At 61.4% G+C, this 18,441-nt stretch carries 18 protein-coding genes; 6 read left to right on the top strand and 12 right to left on the bottom strand.

The window, feature by feature from the left end:
- The first annotated feature begins 2 nt into the window (after positions 1-2).
- Positions 3-809, top strand: a complete 807-nt coding sequence (locus Q0T48_RS11895) for a class III extradiol ring-cleavage dioxygenase (protein WP_295956585.1) — start codon at positions 3-5, stop codon at positions 807-809.
- Between the two features lie 60 nt (positions 810-869).
- Here Q0T48_RS11895 and Q0T48_RS11890 read toward each other — a convergent pair whose 3' ends face one another.
- Positions 870-1,361, bottom strand: coding sequence for a DUF2917 domain-containing protein (locus tag Q0T48_RS11890; protein WP_295956583.1), 492 nt, complete (start codon positions 1,359-1,361; stop codon positions 870-872).
- 108 nt (positions 1,362-1,469) lie between these two features.
- Here Q0T48_RS11890 and Q0T48_RS11885 point away from each other — a divergent pair, with 108 nt between their 5' ends.
- Positions 1,470-2,456, top strand: coding sequence for a LysR substrate-binding domain-containing protein (locus tag Q0T48_RS11885; protein ID WP_295956581.1), 987 nt, complete (start codon positions 1,470-1,472; stop codon positions 2,454-2,456).
- A gap of 219 nt (positions 2,457-2,675) precedes the next feature.
- On the opposite strand, the gene Q0T48_RS11880 is transcribed toward Q0T48_RS11885, so the two are convergent.
- Positions 2,676-3,266 carry a 5-formyltetrahydrofolate cyclo-ligase gene (locus Q0T48_RS11880; protein WP_295956579.1) on the bottom strand — a complete coding sequence of 197 codons (591 nt, stop codon included), beginning with the start codon at positions 3,264-3,266 and terminating at the stop codon, positions 2,676-2,678.
- Between the two features lie 94 nt (positions 3,267-3,360).
- On the opposite strand from Q0T48_RS11880, the gene Q0T48_RS11875 reads away from it, so the two are divergent.
- The 3 genes from Q0T48_RS11875 (at position 3,361) to panC (ending at position 7,207) form a co-directional block, all read left to right on the top strand.
- Positions 3,361-5,358 carry a lytic transglycosylase domain-containing protein gene (locus tag Q0T48_RS11875; RefSeq protein ID WP_295956577.1) on the top strand — a complete coding sequence of 666 codons (1,998 nt, stop codon included), beginning with the start codon at positions 3,361-3,363 and terminating at the stop codon, positions 5,356-5,358.
- A complete protein-coding gene (panB, locus tag Q0T48_RS11870) occupies positions 5,355-6,254 on the top strand; it encodes a 3-methyl-2-oxobutanoate hydroxymethyltransferase (protein ID WP_295956575.1) in 900 nt (299 codons plus the stop codon). Before Q0T48_RS11875 ends, panB begins: the two co-directional genes overlap by 4 nt.
- A gap of 110 nt (positions 6,255-6,364) precedes the next feature.
- Positions 6,365-7,207: a pantoate--beta-alanine ligase gene (gene panC / locus Q0T48_RS11865; RefSeq protein ID WP_295956573.1), complete on the top strand. Its 843-nt coding sequence runs from the start codon at positions 6,365-6,367 to the stop codon at positions 7,205-7,207.
- Positions 7,208-7,318: 111 nt separating this feature from the next.
- On the opposite strand, the gene ugpC is transcribed toward panC, so the two are convergent.
- The 5 genes from ugpC to Q0T48_RS11840 form a co-directional block, all read right to left on the bottom strand.
- On the bottom strand, positions 7,319-8,509 hold the full coding sequence (ugpC, locus tag Q0T48_RS11860) for a sn-glycerol-3-phosphate ABC transporter ATP-binding protein UgpC (RefSeq protein WP_295956571.1): 1,191 nt from the start codon (positions 8,507-8,509) through the stop codon (positions 7,319-7,321).
- Between the two features lie 49 nt (positions 8,510-8,558).
- Positions 8,559-9,404 carry a carbohydrate ABC transporter permease gene (locus Q0T48_RS11855; protein WP_295956569.1) on the bottom strand — a complete coding sequence of 282 codons (846 nt, stop codon included), beginning with the start codon at positions 9,402-9,404 and terminating at the stop codon, positions 8,559-8,561.
- A gap of 10 nt (positions 9,405-9,414) precedes the next feature.
- Complete coding sequence (locus tag Q0T48_RS11850; RefSeq protein WP_295956567.1) at positions 9,415-10,347, bottom strand: sugar ABC transporter permease; 933 nt, start codon at positions 10,345-10,347, stop codon at positions 9,415-9,417.
- A gap of 80 nt (positions 10,348-10,427) precedes the next feature.
- Positions 10,428-11,708 (bottom strand): ABC transporter substrate-binding protein, encoded by a 1,281-nt coding sequence (locus tag Q0T48_RS11845; protein ID WP_295956564.1) that lies wholly within the window; start codon positions 11,706-11,708, stop codon positions 10,428-10,430.
- 340 nt (positions 11,709-12,048) lie between these two features.
- A complete protein-coding gene (locus tag Q0T48_RS11840; protein ID WP_295956562.1) occupies positions 12,049-13,083 on the bottom strand; it encodes a carbohydrate porin in 1,035 nt (344 codons plus the stop codon).
- Positions 13,084-13,592: 509 nt separating this feature from the next.
- Here Q0T48_RS11840 and Q0T48_RS11835 point away from each other — a divergent pair.
- Positions 13,593-14,612 (top strand): substrate-binding domain-containing protein, encoded by a 1,020-nt coding sequence (locus Q0T48_RS11835; protein WP_295956560.1) that lies wholly within the window; start codon positions 13,593-13,595, stop codon positions 14,610-14,612.
- Here the strand turns inward: Q0T48_RS11835 and Q0T48_RS11830 are convergent.
- The 5 genes from Q0T48_RS11830 to Q0T48_RS11810 all read right to left on the bottom strand — a co-directional run bounded on the left by Q0T48_RS11830 (position 14,609) and on the right by Q0T48_RS11810 (position 18,439).
- Positions 14,609-15,874, bottom strand: coding sequence for a multifunctional CCA addition/repair protein (locus tag Q0T48_RS11830; RefSeq protein ID WP_295956558.1), 1,266 nt, complete (start codon positions 15,872-15,874; stop codon positions 14,609-14,611). The two genes, Q0T48_RS11835 and Q0T48_RS11830, sit on opposite strands and share 4 nt — an antisense overlap.
- A gap of 13 nt (positions 15,875-15,887) precedes the next feature.
- Positions 15,888-16,571, bottom strand: coding sequence for a glutathione S-transferase family protein (locus Q0T48_RS11825; RefSeq protein WP_295956557.1), 684 nt, complete (start codon positions 16,569-16,571; stop codon positions 15,888-15,890).
- 257 nt (positions 16,572-16,828) lie between these two features.
- A complete protein-coding gene (locus tag Q0T48_RS11820) occupies positions 16,829-17,116 on the bottom strand; it encodes an H-NS histone family protein (protein ID WP_295956555.1) in 288 nt (95 codons plus the stop codon).
- A 188-nt stretch (positions 17,117-17,304) separates the two neighbouring features.
- Positions 17,305-18,231, bottom strand: coding sequence for an ROK family protein (locus tag Q0T48_RS11815; RefSeq protein WP_295956553.1), 927 nt, complete (start codon positions 18,229-18,231; stop codon positions 17,305-17,307).
- Positions 18,232-18,244: 13 nt separating this feature from the next.
- On the bottom strand, positions 18,245-18,439 hold the full coding sequence (locus Q0T48_RS11810; RefSeq protein WP_295956551.1) for a DUF2905 domain-containing protein: 195 nt from the start codon (positions 18,437-18,439) through the stop codon (positions 18,245-18,247).
- Between the last annotated feature and the right edge of the window lie 2 nt (positions 18,440-18,441).

Raw genomic sequence — 18,441 nt, 5'->3', positions numbered from 1 at the left:
CCATGACCACCACCCTGCCCATCTACTCCATCTCCCACGGCGGCGGGCCGTGGCCGTTTATGGACAGCATGCGCGAGGCCATGCGCGGCCTGGCCACCTCGCTGGCCGACATGCCGCGCCAGTACCCAGCACCCAAGGCGATTCTGGTGATTTCGGCGCACTGGGAGGAAAGCGCTTTCAGCATCATGTCCAACCCCCATCCCGGCATGCTGTACGACTACGGCGGCTTTCCGCCGCACACCTACAAAGTGGTGTACCCGGCCCCCGGTGCGCCGGAGCTGGCCGTGCGCATCCAAGGTCTGCTGGCCGATGCCGGGCTGCCGGTGCGGCTGGACGCACAACGCGGTTTTGACCACGGCACCTTCTCGCCGCTGGTGGTGATGTACCCCGAGGCGGATGTGCCCCTGCTGCAGGTGTCTTTGAAAACCGGGTTGGACCCGGCGGTGCACATCGCGCTGGGCCGGGCCCTGGCACCGCTGCGCGACGAGGGCGTGCTCATCGTGGGCAGCGGCCTGAGCTACCACAACCTGCGCCAATTTGGCCCACCGGGCAAGGCCCCGTCCATGGCCTTTGACCAATGGTTGCAAGACACGGTGGTAGCCGCCAGCCCCGCCGAGCGCGAAGCCCGCCTGCTGGACTGGGCCGCCGCACCCGCCGCCCGCATCGCCCACCCGCGGGAGGAGCATTTGATTCCGTTGATGGTGGCCATGGGTGCCGCCGAAAACGACGCAGCCACCTGCGTGTACCACGAGGACAACGTCTTCGGCGGCGTTACCGTTTCCAGCTTCCGTTTCGACGCTTCCAAATAAAAAGAGCTTCTAGCGCAGGTAGTACCCACGCTAGAAGCTCTTTATTTGATAGCAATCTATTTAAACGGTGCGACCTCGCCCCACCACCAAGTAGTCCCCCAGCCCAACCAGGCCCAACACCAGTCGGCTGGCCGCAGCCATTGCCGAGCGCAGGGCCTGCGCCAACTCCCGGCTGGGCTGCACCACGCCGCCGCGCCACTGGGCACCGGCGCTGGAGGCCTCGCGGCGACCATCCCAGACCACCTCGGCCACAGGCTCCCAGCTGAAATACACCGGGGCGTTGGCCGCTAGGTTCCACGACTCGACCACCAGACGCTGACCGGCTTGCAAAGTCAGGCTGTCGCCCTCCTTCAGCAGGTGGTCGCCCGGAAGCTCGGTTTCGCCGTGCTGCATGCCGTTGACGGTGGCCCACACCTCTCCCTGGGCCACGCGGAACACACCGGGCTGGCGCGGCTGGAAGGTGGTGGCCTGGCCAGCATCCAGCTTCCAGCATTCCGTCAATGCCGCTGCGGACAGGGGGAGGGATGATGAGAAAGTGCGGAACTGGGCCATGGAATACTCCTTGAAAATAACTGCTTAGGGGTGAATCATCGGTGCGATAGACCCCAGGGTCCAATGAAAACGCGGTAGGCTATTGATTCCCAAACCGCATCAATCTACATGCAGACCACCCAAACCCATTTGCGCACCCGCCCCATCGGAGTCGGCCAGTTGCGCGCCTTTGCTGCGGTAGCGCGGCTGCTGAATTTTCGGGCCGCATCCGAAGAGCTGTCGCTGACCCAATCGGCCGTGAGTCGCCAGATCCAGGCGCTGGAAGACGAGGTAGGCGTAGCCCTATTTCTACGCCACACCCGGGCCGTGGAGCTGACCGGCGCGGGCGCGCAATTGATGCGCACCGTGGGCCAAACCCTGGAGCAGCTGGACAGCACGGTGCGCATGATTCGGCGCAGCGCCGGACGCAAAAGCGTAGCCATCAGCACCTGGGCTTCGTTTGCGTCGATGTGGTTGATTACCCGGCTAGAGGCCTTCCAAACCGAGTTCCCCGACATCGACATCCGCATCGATGCCACCGACAACCTGGTGGACATGGAAACTGCCGACGTGGACCTGGCCTTGCGCTACGCCCTGCCCGATACCGTGCCGCCGGGCGCGGTGCGCTTGTTTGGCGAGCAATTGACCGTCGTGGCCAGTCCCTGGTTGCTGAAAACCGGCAAAAAGCTGCTGCGCGGCGAGGATTTAGCCCATTTCGCGTTGCTGGAAGCGGGCGACTCGCACCGCACCCACCACCTGGAATGGCTGACTTGGCAACGCTGGTTCGAGATGCACCAGCTCCACAAGCTAGAGCCCAAACGCTGGATGCACTTCAACTACGCCCACCAGATCGCCCAGGCCGCCCTCACCGGCCAAGGCGTGGCCCTGGCCCGCATGCCGCTGATCGCCGACAGCCTGGCCAGCGGCGACCTGGTGGAAATACTGCCCCACATGCGGCTGGACTCGCCCATGGCCTACTGGCTGGTGGTCGGCCCGCGCAGCGCCGCCCGGCCGGAGATCAAGGCTTTTTGTGCCTGGCTGCTGCTACAGGCCCAGGCCACACGCAAAGCCATCGGCGACGGGCCCGACCCGGACACCGTCGATCATTTCGACTGAAAATACGATTGCTATATTAAAAATAGCTACTTGCGTAGGTGAAATATGCGCTAGAAGCCATTTTTTCATAAATTCGAGTATTCGCCCACCTTGCCACTCTCAAGGCAAGCGAAGCGATGCCCCTTCGCGAACAGCGCAGAACTGGCTTTGCCAGGCTGCTGCTGTTGCCCCCTGCAAGGGGTTGGCGAAAAGCGCTTGCGCTGTAGCCTGGGGGCGTGCCTATCCGATAGGCCAAACCACGCCGTTGTCGTTCAAGATGGCATCCAGGGGCACGTCGTGCGCCTCGGGCTCAAAATCGTCCAGGTAGCCCTGGGTAAAGCCCAGGCCCACGGTGAAGGGCTTGGGCTCCAGGGTGGACAGCATGCGGTCGTAAAAGCCGCCGCCGTAGCCCAGTCGGTAGCCGCCCGCCGCGTAGCCCACGCAGGGCACAAACAGCAGGGTGGGCTGCACCATCTCGGTGGCCTTGGGTTTCAGGATGCCATAGGCATCTTCTTCCATGGGGCAGCCGGGGTACCAGGCGTGGAAGGTCATGGTTTTGTGCAGCTTGTTGACCACCGGCAGGCCGATGCGCTTGAGCTGCGGGCCATCGAGCAGCTCACCGTCTTCCTTCCAGCGGTGCAGGGCGGGCAGCGGGTCGAACTCGCCCTTGATGGGCCAGTAGGCCCCGATCACCGTATCGGGCCGCCCCACCAGCCAGATGCGCATGACGCGTTGCAGCAAATCGGCCCGCTCCATCCGGTCAGGTAGTTCCAGACGTTGCGCGATGAGTGCCTCGCGCAGGGCTTTTTTGTCCGAGGCTTTGTCGTTCATTCGTGTTTCCGATTGAGACCTGGCAGGGCTTTGGGAGCCAGGGCTTCCAGCCCTCCGCCCCAAAGCCGCGCCAAGTCATGTCCATAATCCCCACATGCAAGTTCCCGCCATTCTGACATCCTTAACGCTGGCCCTGAGCCTCGTCTTCTCAGGCGCTGCCTGCAGCCAATCCAAGTCCGATCCCGCTGGTGATGCCACCATTCTGGACATGGCCCAAGCCTTCAAAAAGGGCGATCGCAAGCGCCTCACCGCCCTGCTGCCCCAGGTGCGTGGCCATATTCTGGAGCCCTGGGCGGCCTACTGGGAGCAGCGCCTGCGGCTGGACGAGATGACCACACTCGACATGCAGGTCTTTGGTAGCCGCTTCCCCAACACCTACCAGGAAGACCGGCTGCGCAACGACTGGCTGCTGCTGCTGGGCCAGCGGCGCGACTGGGCCACCTTTGCCGATGAATACAGCCGCTACCGCATGGCCGACGACCGCGAAGTGCGCTGCTACGCCCTGACCATCGAGCAGATCGAGCAAGGTGCCAATAGCGGCCCCGTGCTGGCCGAAGAAGTGCGCAAGAACTGGTACGCCCAGCGCGAGCTGGACGACGGCTGCACCCAGGCCGCCAGCCAGCTGTTTGCGGCCAAGAAGCTGGCGCCACTGGACATCTGGCGCAAGGCCCGCCTAGCCATGGAGGCGAATCGCCCGCGCATGGCCGCCAAGGCGGTGGAGATTGTTGCCCCCGAGTCGCTGCCGCTGCTGGCCGAGCTCAACGACAGCCCGACCAAATTTTTGCTAGGCAAAGTCACGGCCCTGTCGCGCGCGCGCCGCGAAGTGGTGCTGCTGGCGCTGGTCAAAATGGCCACCTCCGACCCTGACAACGCCGCCGCGCTGCTCGACAGCAAGTGGAGCAGCCAGCTCAACGCCGAAGAGCGCAACTGGATTTGGGGCGTGATCGGCAAGCAGTCGGCCACGCGCCTGTCGGCCTTGGCTGTGGACTACTACGCCCACGTCACCGAAGACACCGACCTGAACGACGAGATGCTGGCCTGGCGGGTGCGCAGCGCACTGCGCGTGGGCCGCTGGAAAGAGGTGGTCAGCACCATCAACGCCATGGGCAAAGATGCGCAGGCCGACCCCGCCTGGGTGTACTGGAAAGCCCGTGCCCTGCAGGCACAGGTCAAATCCGACCTGGACCGGGTGGAACCCAAGCGTTTGTTTGAAAGCATCGCCGGGGTGCGCGGCTTCTACGAGCAACTGGCGCTGGAAGAACTGGGCCAGAAAATCACCGTGCCACCACGCCCGCTGCCCGTCACCCCCGAAGAAAAAGAGGCTGCCCGTGCCAACATCGGCCTGCAGCGCGGCTTGGCCGCGATCCAGCTGGGCCTGCGCAGCGAAGGCAACCGCGAATGGAACTACAGCACCAACCTGCACGAGCGCGGTGGCATGGGCGACCGCGAACTGCTGGCTGCCGCCGACCTGGCCTGCCAGCGCGAAGTGTGGGACCGTTGCATCAACACCAGCGAACGCACCCGCACGGTGATGGATTTTGATCAGCGCTTCCCCACGCCCTACCGCGACACCGTAGTGCAGCGCAGCCGCGCCATCAACCTGGACCCGGCCTATGTGTACGGCCTGATCCGCCAAGAGTCGCGCTTCATCATGGACGCGCGCTCGGGTGTGGGCGCATCCGGCCTGATGCAGGTCATGCCCGCCACCGCCCGCTGGACAGCCAAAAAGATCGGCCTGAGCGGCTTTACCCCCGACCAACTGGCCGACCGCGAGACCAACATCACCATCGGCACCGGCTACCTGAAGCTGGTGTTGGACGACTTTGCGGGCTCCATGCCCATGGCCGCCGCCGCCTACAACGCCGGCCCGGGCCGCCCCCGCGTGTGGCGCAACGGGCCGGTGCTGGAGGCCGCGATTTGGGCCGAGAATGTGCCGTTTACCGAAACCCGCGACTACGTGAAAAAAGTGCTCTCCAACACCACCAACTACGCCGCCCTGCTGACCGGCCAGCCACAGTCGCTGAAAACCCGGCTCGGCCAGGTCGGCCCGCTGGATGCCAACACGGTAGAACTGATCAAGGACTTGCCATGAACACGCCCGACACCACCCCGGCCAATACCACCGTACACGCCTCGCCTTACGGCACCTTGCCCCCCACCAGCACCCCGGCACTGCGCCGCCCTATCAGCCTGCCGCGCCTGGCCGAAATGCACCAGCGCGGCGAAAAAATCAGCATGCTGACCGCCTACGACGCGACCTTTGCCGCCGTGGCCGATGCGGCAGGCGTGGAATGCATCCTGGTGGGCGACTCGCTGGGCATGGTCTGCCAGGGCCTGCACAGCACCGTGGGTGTCAGCCTGGAGAGCATGCGCTACCACACCGAAAGCGTGGTGCGCGGCATGCTGCGCAGCCAATCCACCGCCTGGGTGATTGCCGACCTGCCCTTCGGCAGCTACCAGGAAAGCCGCGAGCAGGCCATCCGCAGCGCGGGCGTACTGATGCAGGCAGGTGCGCATATGGTCAAGCTCGAAGGCGGCGGCTGGACCACCGAAATCGTGCAGTTTCTGGTGGAGCGCGGCATTCCGGTGTGCGCCCATCTGGGGCTGACCCCGCAGACCGTGCATTCCCTGGGTGGCTACCGCGTACAGGGCAAATCGGACGCCGCCGCCAGCACCCTGCGCCAGAACGCCCACACCCTGCAAGACGCCGGTGCCGCCATGGTGGTGCTGGAGATGGTGCCCGCCCCGCTGGCCGCCGAATTGACCACCGCCCTGCCCCACTGCGCCACCATCGGCATCGGCGCGGGCAAGGACACCGCCGGCCAGGTGCTGGTGATGCACGACATGCTGGGCATCAACTTGGGTAAGATGCCGCGCTTTGTGCGCAATTTCATGCTGGACGCGTCTAGCGTGCGGGGCGCGATGGAAGCGTATGTGCGCGCCGTGAAAGACGGCAGCTTTCCCGACAACAGCCAGCACGCCTGGTAATTCACACGGCTTGTGCAGCAAGCGGGTCAAGGGCCTGTGGCCCGCCACCCGGTGGCTGCACAAGTCCCACCTATATAAAAAACTGCGACAGACAACGCAGCAGCCTACCGATGCGCATTGCCCACACCCTCGAAGAACTCCGCGCCCATCTCAGCGCCCACCAGCACCCGGCCTTCGTGCCCACCATGGGCAATCTGCACGCAGGCCACCTGGCCCTGGTGCGCCAGGCCAAGCCTTTTGGCGATGTGACGGTGGCCAGCATCTTTGTGAACCGGTTGCAGTTTTTGCCGCACGAAGACTTCGACAGCTACCCGCGCACCTGGGAGCGCGACTGCACTCTGCTGGCCGATGCCGGTTGCGATGTGCTGTTTGCCCCGTCCGAAAAAGTGCTTTACCCCGAACCGCAAACCTTCAAGATCCAGCCCACACCGGCACTGGCCGACCTGCTGGAAGGGCAGTTCCGCCCCGGCTTCTTCGTCGGCGTGGCCACGGTGGTGATGAAGCTGTTCACCTGCGTGTTCTCCGAGGCCAAAGGAAAACGCACCGCCTTTTTCGGCCAGAAGGACTACCAGCAACTGATGGTGATCCGCCGCATGGTGCAGCAGTTTGCCCTGCCCATCGACGTGGTGGGTGGCCCCACCCAGCGCGATGCCGACGGCCTGGCCCTGTCGTCGCGCAATGGCTACCTGAGCCCGGCCGAGCGGGCCGAGGCGGTACAACTGTCCAAAACCTTGCAGACGCTGGCCGCCGCGCTGCGTGCCGGTGCCAGCGACATCCCGGCCCTGGAAGCCCAGGCCATGGACAGCCTGCGCGCCCGCGGCTGGGCCCCCGACTACCTGGTTGCCCGCCGCCGCAGTGACCTACTGCCGCCAGAATCCGCCGACGAGCCCCTGGTGGTGCTGGGCGCGGCCCGCTTGGGCAGCACGCGCTTGATCGACAATTTAGAGGTCTGAGGCTAGGGTGGGCACGGCCCCACGTACGCTACAAATAAAAGAGCTGCTAGCGCTTATAGAATATGCGCTAACAGCTATTTTTATGCCTAATCTGGCCCGCAGGCCGGTGCCTTAATTGGCGTGCGTGGAGGCCCGCGAAATCGACACACCCGCCACCAACGGCTGGCCCAGGATTTCCTGTGGGGCGGTGCGCTTGGTGGCCACGCCGTTGTCGTCAAACAAATGCATGCAATGTGGTGGGAAGTAGAGGTGCACCGGGTTGCCCACGCTGCAGCTGGACTGGCCGCTTTCGCGCACAGTGACCAGCTCGCCACCGGTCAAACGCACGTAGATGTAGCTGGCTTCGCCGAGTTGCTCCAGGAAGGCGACCAAACCGGTCACCACGTTGGGGCCACCAGGTGGCACGATCTGCACGTGCTCAGGACGCACCCCAATCGTCACGTCGGCATTGGCAGCGATGCGGGTGGCATCCACCTCGGCATGCACTTCCACATCGGCCACGGTGGCGACCGCGCTTTTCCCGTTGGCTCGGGTCAGGCGGGCGGCGATGAAGTTCATCTTGGGGCTGCCGATAAAGCCCGCCACAAACTTGTTGACCGGGTGGTGGTAAAGCTGCAGCGGCGCGCCACACTGGGCCACGCTACCGTCGCGCTGCACGGCTTCACCGGCATTGAGCAAGACGATCTTGTCGGCCAGGGTCATGGCCTCCACCTGGTCGTGGGTCACGTAGATCATGCTGGCGGTACCGATGTCTTTGTGCAGTTTGGCGATTTCCAGCCGGGTTTGCACGCGCAGCGAAGCATCCAGGTTGGACAAAGGCTCGTCGAACAAAAACACATCGGGTTCGCGCACGATGGCGCGGCCAATGGCGACCCGCTGGCGCTGGCCGCCGGAGAGTTCTTTGGGCAGGCGCTTGAGCAGCAGGTCGAGCTGCAAAATCTTGGAGGCTTTTTGCACCCGCTGCTCTACCGTGTTGGCATCGGTCTTGGCCTGCTTCAGGCCGAAGGCCATGTTGTCGTACACGGTCATATGCGGGTACAACGCATAGCTTTGGAACACCATGGCCACGCCACGGCGCGACGGGGGGGTTTCGTTCATGCGCTGGCCGTTAATGCTCAGCTCGCCGCTGGTGATGTCTTCCAAGCCTGCCACCATGCGCAGCAACGTGGACTTTCCGCATCCCGACGGGCCGACAAAAACCACAAACTCGCCCTTGTCAATGTCCAGATCGACCTTGCGGATGGTGTCGGGCAGGTGGCTGGCATAGCGCTTGTGGACATCACGGAATCGAATTTCAGACATGGAGGTCTCCTACTGTTTTTAAGAAATGTTGGGGAGGACGGGCTGGCACTCAGCCCTTGACGGCGCCTGCCGTTAGGCCGCCCACAATCTTGCGTTGGAATATCAGCACCAGCGCGATCAATGGCAGGGTGACCAGCACCGAGGCGGCCATGATCTTGCCCCATGGGATCTCATACTTGTCGGCACCGCTGATGAGCGAAATCGACACCGGCACCGTGCGGTCGGCGTTGTTCAGCACGAAGGTCAGGGCGAACATGAACTCGTTCCAGGCGGCAATGAAAGCCAACAGGCCGGTCGTCACCAGCGCCGGCCACATCACCGGCAGAAACACCTTGGTGATGATGCCCCAGGGGGTGCAGCCGTCCATGATGGCGGCCTCTTCCAGCTCTTTGGGCAGGTCGCGCACAAAGGTGGTCAGCACCCAGACTGTAAACGGCAGGGTGAACACCATGTACGGCAAGGTCAGGCCCCACCAGTGGTTGTAGAAGCCGATGTACTGCATCAGCTCAAACATGCCCGACAGCACCGCCACCTGCGGGAACATGGACACCGCCAGCACCGTCAGCAGCAGCAGGCCACGGCCCCGGAACTGGATACGGCCGAGCGCATAAGAAGCCGTCACGCCCAGAAACAGCGAGGCAATCACCACCAGGGTGGACACCATCAGCGAGTTGAGGATGTGGCGGCCAAACGGGTGCTCGGCCACGGTGAACATGGCGATGTAGTTCTTGAACGACGGTGCGGCAGGCCACAGCGAGGAACTGAACAGTTCGGTGCCGGACTTGAGCGACGTGACAATCGCAAAGTAGAACGGGAACAGGCAAAACAGTGCGATGACAGCCACCAGCAGGTACAAACCGATGGTGCCAAGTATTTTTTGTTGTTGGTAGTTCATGGCGTGGTCCTTATTTCGACATATCCACTTTGGCCAGCTTCAGGTACAGCACCGTGCAAGCCCCAATGATCAGAAACAGCACCGTGGAGGCCGCTGAGCCATAGCCCACATAGTTGTTGTCCACAATTTCCCGTCGCACAAAGCCCGACATGCTGATGGTGTCCACGCTGTTGGATGTCATGACATAAATGATGTCGAACACCCGCAGGGCATCCAGCAAGCGGAAGATCACCGCCACCATCAAGGCGGGCCAAATCAGTGGCAAGGTGACCTTGAAGAACACCCGTACCGGGTGGATACCGTCGACGTGGGCGGCTTCGTAGCAGTCGGTGGGCAGCATTTGCAGCGCGGCCAGAATCAGCAGGGCCATGAAGGGGGTGGTTTTCCACACGTCCACCAGCACCACGGACCACAGCGCAAAGTGGGGATCGGCCGTCCAGGCGATGTTGTGGTCGATGATGCCGGCACTGCGGAGCATGGCGTTCATCACGCCAAACTGGTCGTTCATGATCCAGGCCCACATCTTGGCCGACACGATGGTCGGAATCGCCCAGGGCACCAGCACAGCAGCGCGGATAAACGAGCGGCCCTTGAAGTTGGCATTCAGCACCAGAGCAAAGATCACCCCCAGCAGCGTCTCGGTGACCACCGAGAAAAAGGAGAACTTAAAGGTATTACGAATCGCCATACCCCAGTCGGTGTTCCAGAAGCCCTCGACCGCGTTCAAATTAAATACGCCGTATTCGCCAAAATAATTCTGGAAACCCACCATCTTGTAAGTGGAGTCACCAATCGCTTCCAGCGAGGCATCGGTGAAACTGAAAAAGATGGTGCGGCTCAGCGGCCAGCCAGCTACCAGCAACAAAACGAGCAGCGTGGGGGCCAGAAATATCCACGCGCTACGGGTGCGCTCGCGGGTCAGTTCAGAAGTTTTAGTGCTCATGGAGACTCCAAGGGGATCTAGTGGCTGAACGGGCCGCTGCACGGCAAGCATGCAGCGGCCCGAGGCTCAACGGAAGCGGCTTAGTTCCAGTTAGGGCCGCGACGGATACCGTTCAGCTTGCCTTCCAGCTTCTTCACGCTTTCTGCACCAGTGGACTTCTTGGACAGCACTTCATGGGTGGCATTCCAGAATGCAGCGGAGACTTCGTTGTACTTGGCACCGGTGATGGTGGCAGGCCGTGGCACTGCACCCACAAAGGTGTCATACAGGTCGCCGAAGAAGGGGTTGGCAGTCAGCACTTCCTTGTCTTTGTACAGCGCAGCAATCGTTGGGTTGTACGAACCGCGGATGGCGCGGTCTTTTTGCACCGCAGCGCTGGTCAGGTACATCACCAGATCAGCCGACTCCTTGGGGTTCTTGGAATACTTGCTGACCGCCAGCTGCCAGCCGCCCAAGGTAGCTGCTGTCTTGCCGCCATCACCCTTGGGCAAAGCCACCACACCGACCTTGCCCTTGACGGGGCTGTCTGCTCCCTGGCTCAGCGACCAGGCATAGGGCCAGTTGCGCATGAACACGGCATTGCCCTTTTGGAACACGCCACGGGCTTCTTCTTCGCCGTAGTTCAGCACGCCGGTGGGGGCAATGGTGCCGATCCAGCCAGCGGCAGTGTCCAGTGCTTTGGCAGCCTGGGGGTTGTTGATGGTGATTTTTCCGGTACTGTCCACAATGTTGCCGCCACCAAAACTGGACACCCATTCCACGCCGTCGCAGGTCAGGCCTTCGTAGGCTTTGGCCTGAAACACAAAACCTTGCATGTCGGGAGCACCGGCTTTGCGCTCGCCTTCCATGACCTTGGTGGCGGTAGCGGTCAACTCAGCCCAGGTTGTAGGTGCTTTTTCGTTGTACTTTGCCAGCAAATCCTTGCGGTAATACAGTACGCCCGCATCGGTAAACCAGGGCATGGCCAGCAGCTTGCCGTTAACGGTATTGTTGGCAACAATGGCGGGGAAATGGTCTTTTTGCGCGCCGTTGGCATATGGGGTCAGGTCTAGCAAATGCTCTTTCAACAGGCCGGGCCACACCACATCGACGGACAGCACGTCCAGCTCGGTCGCCTTGGCCGCAAACATCTGGCGGAACAAGCCCAGAATGTCGCTAGAGGACTGGGGAATGCTCAGGTGTTTGACGGTGTTACCGGTCTTGGCGCTCCACTCGTCGCCAGCCTTTTTGCAGAACTCGAAATCCTGGCCGACAGAGCCACACGAAATGGTGACGGTAACGCCTGCTGCATGCGCGCCAATGGCACCCAGTGCGCCGAAGCTGATCAGCACGGCGGCTGCGGTTTTAGTCATTGCTGTCATGGAATGTCTCCTGTTGTGTTCGGGATCGGCCTGGGGTAAGAAAGCTGGCTTTTGCCACCCCCAAAGGCCGAAGTTTGTCGCTATTCAAAGCCAATGCAGTATAAATTCAAAGCGCTTTGAATTGAACACTGGGTTTACCCGAGGAAACCCCAAACAGCTCCCCCTTGTTGGGTAAAGTCGTTGGCGGGCGGTGCAAATACGGCGGCTGCCGATGCTGGCCCACCATGCAAAAAGCCCACACCCGCCAAGACGGCAGATGTAGGCTTTTCTATTTTTAGCAGGCCAGCAGGTCCCCTAGAGGAACTGGCTTGCAGGTACAGCGGATACCGCTGTAAACAGCTTAGAAATCGTAGTGCACGCGCACTGCGCCGCCAGACGACTTAGGAGCAGAGCTGTTCGCGCCGCTGCCCTTGGAGTACATCACTGCGGGGGTGATGGTTGCGCCCTTCACGTCAAAGAAAGGAATGGCGTAAGCAGCCCAGAAAGTGGTGACCTTCATGTCGTCGCCGGTGGCTTGTGCAGCCTTGCCGAACACGCTGGCAACCGTCAGGTTACCAAATGCACCCATCAGGGCAAACGTGCTTTGCTTCAGACCATTGATGTCCTTGCCCGACGCAAAATTGCTGGTCAGGGTAAAGCCACCGAAGTTGTAGTCACCCGTCAGGCCGAAGCCGGTTTGGCGCGAACCAACGGTAGCAGGTGTAGCCAACGAAGTGACGGTGGTGGTGCATGCCGAGCCTACGGTGACACCGCAGGTAGTGGTGGTGCCCGCAGCCGAACCGGCAACGCTGCTGTATTGGATAGCTTCAATACCACCAGCCAAATGCAATGGGCCGTTGGCGTAGCTCAACACAGGGCGCAGGCCGGTAGCGCCGCTACCTTTACTGGACACGGCACCCAGTTCAAACGAGAAACCGCCACCCAGCAGCAAAGTGCCAGCAGCGCGGAAAGATGCATTGCCATTGCCATACGCACCTTGACGGCCGCGCAGCACATTGGCTTGGTAAGGCGTGAAACCAGCGTAGTCCACCAACACGTCGCCAGGGGTTTGGAACAGATTAGCGGCTTCGAAACGACCCAGCTTGATGTCAGCGGTGTCGTTACCGATTTGAGCCCACAAGTCATCGGTACCAGCGGTGCCATCTGGATGGGCCAGGTAGGTTGCGCGGCCAGCGATGAAGTACTGGGAACCCATCTTCTTACTGCCATTGAGCTCGACGCGGCCCGACTGGGAAGCGCCACGGCTTTGGTTCAGAACCTTGCTGTCCAACTCGATGTTGGCGTCGATATCGACGGCAGCGAAAGCGGCGGCGGACACCATCGCCATGGCGGCGAGTGCAGTGGCGCGGAGTGCGGTATTCAAAATGTGGCTCAAGGAAATCTCCTGTGTGTATAAGTTTTGCGAGGGATTTGCGTCTGTGTTCAGGCAGGGCCTTGCGGAGCCCTTATTCGCCACCAAAGATTGCAAACCTGTTGCATTCTTTGTTACCTGTGTTTACGCAGGGATCAGGTTGAACCCCAATAGTCATACAAATAGGGAAGCCTTAACTTACTTCTCAGATATTTACAGGAGGTAGGTACAAACAATAGTTACAAGAGAGTTACATACCGGTACAAAAAACCGATTTCCCCTCCCATGACCGCCTTTTTTGAACGCCGATTCCTGCCATCGACGAAGTGGCCTTTTATGTCGATGTAACAAAGCTGTAACCGGAAAAATAAGTTACCAAAAGAGGAACTAATTATTTTTTCCAAATTCCGCCCCATGTTGCAGAATTGCGACAGTCTGCGTGCCGTACCCAGCCCAGGGGTGTTTGACATGCCGTTACATTTAACCCCCTTTGGCCTGTATCGACCACCAGCCCCACCCACTACCCTCCATAGATGTCACTGAAACGGATTGCCGAAGAACTCGGCCTGTCGCTCACCACCGTGAGCCGCGCCATGAACGGCTATCCCGAAGTGGCAGCGGCCACACGCCGCGCCGTTTTAGAGGCTGCTGCACGCATGGACTACCGGGCCGACGCACGGGCCCGGGGCCTGGCGCTGGGACGGGCCGATGCCGTGGGCATCGTGTTCCCCGTCACCACCGGCGATCTGGGCGACCAGCAGTTCTTGCAGGTCGCTTCCTCGATGAGCGAGCGTTTCGCCCAGTCGGGTCTGGATTTGCTGATTGTGTCGGCCTCGGCCGACGACGAGTTGGCCGCTTACGAGCGGGCCATTACCGGCCGCCACATCGGCGTGTTCGTGGTGCCTCGCACCCGCGTACGCGACCGGCGGCTGGAGCTGCTGCAGGCGCGCAACGTGGCATTTGTAGCTTACGGCCGCAGTGCATCGCTGACCTCCGAATACGCCTGGTTTGACTTCGACAACCTGGCCGGTGCGCGCATGGCCACCGACCGTTTGCTGCGCCTGGGCCACCGCCGCTTGGGCTATCTGGGCGCGCCGCCTGAATACAACTTTGCTGACCAGCGCTATGCCGGTTTTTGCGCCAGCCTGAAGGCGGCGGGTGTTCCGCTCAAACCGCTGTCGGTGCAGCGCAATGCCTTGGAGCGCAGGTCCGGCTATGCGGCCATGCAAAAACTGCTGGCCTTGCCCCAGCGCCCCACCGCTGTACTGGTAGACAACAATCTGGCCGGTATCGGTGCCGTCCACGCGGTGCTGCATTCGGGCCTAGTGCTGGGGCGCGACCTGTCTGTGATCGTGTACGACGGACTGGGCTCGGACTCGGTGGTGCGCACCACCGTCACCGCGGTGATGCAGCCCACCCCCATTGCCACCGGTGTGGCGCTGGCCGAAATGACCTTGGCACGCCTGCGCGGCGAACCGCTGGAGTCGCTGCAAAAACTGTGCACGCCAGAACTAGAAATCGGCGACAGCGATGGCCCGCCTCCGACCAGCTAATCGCACAGCTGCGCATCTTTGATCGCCGCCACCCGCGCGGCATGCACCAAGCCCCCGATCTCTTTGCCTTGCACGCCTTTGTCCTGGGCGGCTTTGGCAATGGGCTCGGTGACCACTGACTGCGCGGCCTGTAACACCGCCAGCCAGTGCGGGCGCTGCGGGTAAGCCTGCTCGTCTAGGCCCAGCCTTCCCCGCGCATCGCATTCGCAGGCCAACAAGGCATCGGCAAAACGCTGCGGTTTGCGAAAAGCATCGGCCCGCTCCAACAAGCGCAGGGCGGCGGCGGCGTTGAGGTCCAGCCCGCGGTGGATGTTGCCGTGCTCGCGGGCCACTACGTCGGCCAGGTCGCGGCAATCGGTGGGCACGCGCAGGCGCTGGCACAGGCCTTTCAATAGATCCGCACTGCGCATCTCGTGGCCGATGTGGCGGGGCAACACGTCAGCGGGCGTGGTGGCTTTGCCCAAATCGTGTGTCAGGCAGGCAAAGCGCACCGGCAGCGGGGCCTTTAGGCGCGCAGCCATGTCCAGCACCATCATCACGTGGATGCCGGTATCGATCTCGGGGTGGTAATCGGCGCGCTGGGGTACACCCCACAGGGCTGCTACCTCGGGCAGCAGCCGGGCCAGGGCACCGCAGTCGCGCAGCACCTCGAACATACGCGAAGGCCGCGGCTCCATCAGGCCGCGGGCCAGCTCCTGCCACACGCGCTCGGGCACCAGGGCATCGACCTCGCCGGCGGCCACCATCTCAATCATCAGGTCCATGGTCTCGGAGGCCACGGTGAAGTCGGTGAAGCGCGCGGCAAAGCGGGCTACGCGCAGGATGCGCACCGGGTCTTCGCGGAACGCGTCGGTGACGTGGCGCAACACCTTGGCCTGCAGGTCGCGCTGGCCGCCAAAGGGGTCGGACAAGGATTCAAAATTTACGTCTAATTGGCCACTAGCGTATGTTCCACTTGCGCTAGCAGCTATTGAATTGATAGTAAGGTCACGCCGGGCCAGGTCTTGCTCCAGCGTCACGTCGATGGCCGCGTGGACCGCAAAGCCGTGGTAGCCAGGGGCCGTCTTGCGCTCGGTACGGGCCAGGGCGTATTCCTCGTGGGTGCGCGGATGCAGAAAGACCGGAAAGTCTTTGCCCACCGGCAGGTAGCCCTGGGCCACCAGCGCATCGGGTGTAGCCCCTACCACTACCCAATCGCGGTCGCCGCTGGGACGACCCAGCAAGGTGTCGCGGACAGCGCCGCCGACTAAATAAATGTGCATCTCCCCAGTTTAGCTAGCGCGCCACGCGGTACGGTTCCTCGAAGTCGAGGAAGTCCTGCTCGGCCAGGGCGTCCTTGATCCATGCCTGCACGCTGGGCAGCGCCGTCACACGGTCTACATAGGCTTGGGCAGCGGCGGGCAGTGGCAGCGCATAGGTGTTCAAACGCATGCAGATCGGCGCGAAAAACGCGTCAGCAATGCTGAAGTCGCCAAACAGCATGGGGCCGCGGTGGGTTTGCAGCAGCTCGGACCACAGGGCGACCAAGCGGGCCACGTCGGCGCGCACCGCGGGCTGGTCGCGCCAGGCCAATTGCCCCACCAGCGGCAGCTGGGCTTCGATGTTCATCGGGCAATGGCTGCGCAGGGCACCAAAGCCGGAGTGCATTTCGGCGCACACGCTGCGGGCCCGGGCGCGGGCATGGGGATCGCGTGGCCACAGGTTTTTACCGGGGTATTGCTCAGCCAGGGTTTCGGCTATGGCCAATGTGTCCCATACCGCCAGCGTGCCATCCACCCATACCGGTACTTTGCCGACCGGACTCACCGCATTCACCGTGGCTTTGAACTGCGAATGGGCGTCAAAGGAATCAAACCGGACATAAATTTCTTCAAACGCAATACCAAACTGCGTTAACAACACCCAAGGCCGCATGGACCAAGATGAATAATTTTTATTGCCAATGTAAAGTTGTTGCATCGTATTTCCCGAGAATAATGAGGGGCATTTATGGGGTGGATACGTAGAAACCACAGCTATGTCGTAGCCGCATTACAGCTTATCGCAAACGGGCTGGGCTATTGATGCCAAAACAGCGTGGGATTGATGCGCGGCATCTCCACATGCATACGCCCATTTTCCATACCAGGCCACACAATGCAAAAAGCCCAGTCAACCGACCGGGCTTTTTGAATATCTTCTACGGCCTGCGCTATGCAAGCGGTAGAGAATGGCGTTCAGGCAATCAGAAACTGGTCGCGGTCCAGGTTTTGAATCCACTTTGGTGGTTTGCCACGGCCGGTCCAGGTATCGCCGGTGAGGGGATTGCGGAACTTGGGTGCCACTTTGGCCACTGCCTTGGTGCGGGTTTTGCCTGCGCCAAAAATATCATCGGCGGTCAAACCAAAATCAGCTACCAATGCTTTTACTTTTTCGATGGCATCGGCATTTTCCAGCGTGTGGGCTTGCTTGATTTGCTGCTCTAAGAGTGCGCGTTGTTCGAGAAGTTCTTTGTAGGTTGGCATTTTGGCGTCCGGATATGTCTAGAAATATGACTGAGAAACTATATTATAGACCCCAAAATAAACAGTTACTGGATCTGAGGCATTAAAAAGAGCCCAACGGGCTCTTTATTTGTAGCATACAGAACTTGTAAACCAAAAAATATCCAAACCAAATCCAGTAGCAACCCTTTTACCACCCTGATCCGGGATCAGGCCAATGCCACGGCAGCGTAATCGCCCACTTTGTCGGCCAAACCGGCGGGCACCAACAAGGCTCCGGCGGTTAATGCGGGCAAATGGCCGTCAATATGGGCCTGCAGGCGTGGCAGCAGAAACTCGCGGTTATGCCAAAACACGCTACCACCCATACTAATGCGCTGTAAATCCAGCACGGCCACCAGGTTGTACAAGGTGCGGCCCATCACACGGCACAGGTCGTCAACGATTTTCAAAGCAGCGGCATCGCCCGCGCGGGCCGCTTGGAACAGCACCGGCGCCTCCTGGCCGAAACGGCGGGCAATGGAATTACCGGCCACCAAACCCTCCACGTCGCCAATATTGCCGCAGCCGCACAGTGCGTCGTCGTTGTCGCTTACAAACATATGGCCCGCGTGGCCTGCATTGCCGTTTTTGCCGCGCAGCACGTTGCCATCCACGCACAGGCCCACACCGATGCCGGTGCTCCAGGTAACGTAGGCACAGTGGTCAAAACCTTTCAGCGCGCCCCAGTGGCGTTCGGCCTCCAGCGCGGCGACACAGTCGTTCTCGATGCGCACACGGGCGAAGCGGGCACCCAGCGGGGCTTCCAGCAGGGCCGTGGTCCAGTCGTTGGGTAACCCACGCGCTGGTCCGGCCATGCCGCCGCAGATGTTGGGGCCAGCCAGCTCGATCAGGCCGTTGTTGATGATGAACGGACCTGCCGACGACACGCCCGCGTTTTGCACCGATGCAGGGTCTACGCCCAGTTCGGCGCAGGTTTCATTGACCATGCGGATGATTTGCACCGCCAGCGCGTCGTTGGTGCCGGTTTTGGCGGTGGGCTCGGTGCGGCGGCCTTGCAGCACCGGCAGATCGTCGTTACCGCTAGCCAGGCTGACGGCAACCTTGGTGCCGCCGACATCGATACATGCTTTCATGGAGCTCTTTTCGTTAGATAAATTTAGCGACCAGGCCTGCCACCAGGCTGAGGACGAGGGTGGTGGTAATTGGAATAAACCAGGGGCGGCCCAACAGCCGAAAGCGCAAGTCGCCAGGCAGTCTGCCAAAACCCAGCTTTTGCAGCAACGGGGAAAACCAGTCTATGAGTAACAAGGCAACAAAGATGACCAACAGCCAGCGGAACATGG

This window comes from Rhodoferax sp. (genome assembly GCF_025354435.1).
Taxonomy (GTDB): Bacteria; Pseudomonadota; Gammaproteobacteria; order Burkholderiales; family Burkholderiaceae_C; genus Rhodoferax_B.
The sequence above is the reverse complement of the archived record's forward strand: the minus strand, read 5'-3'. Positions and strand labels throughout refer to the sequence as shown.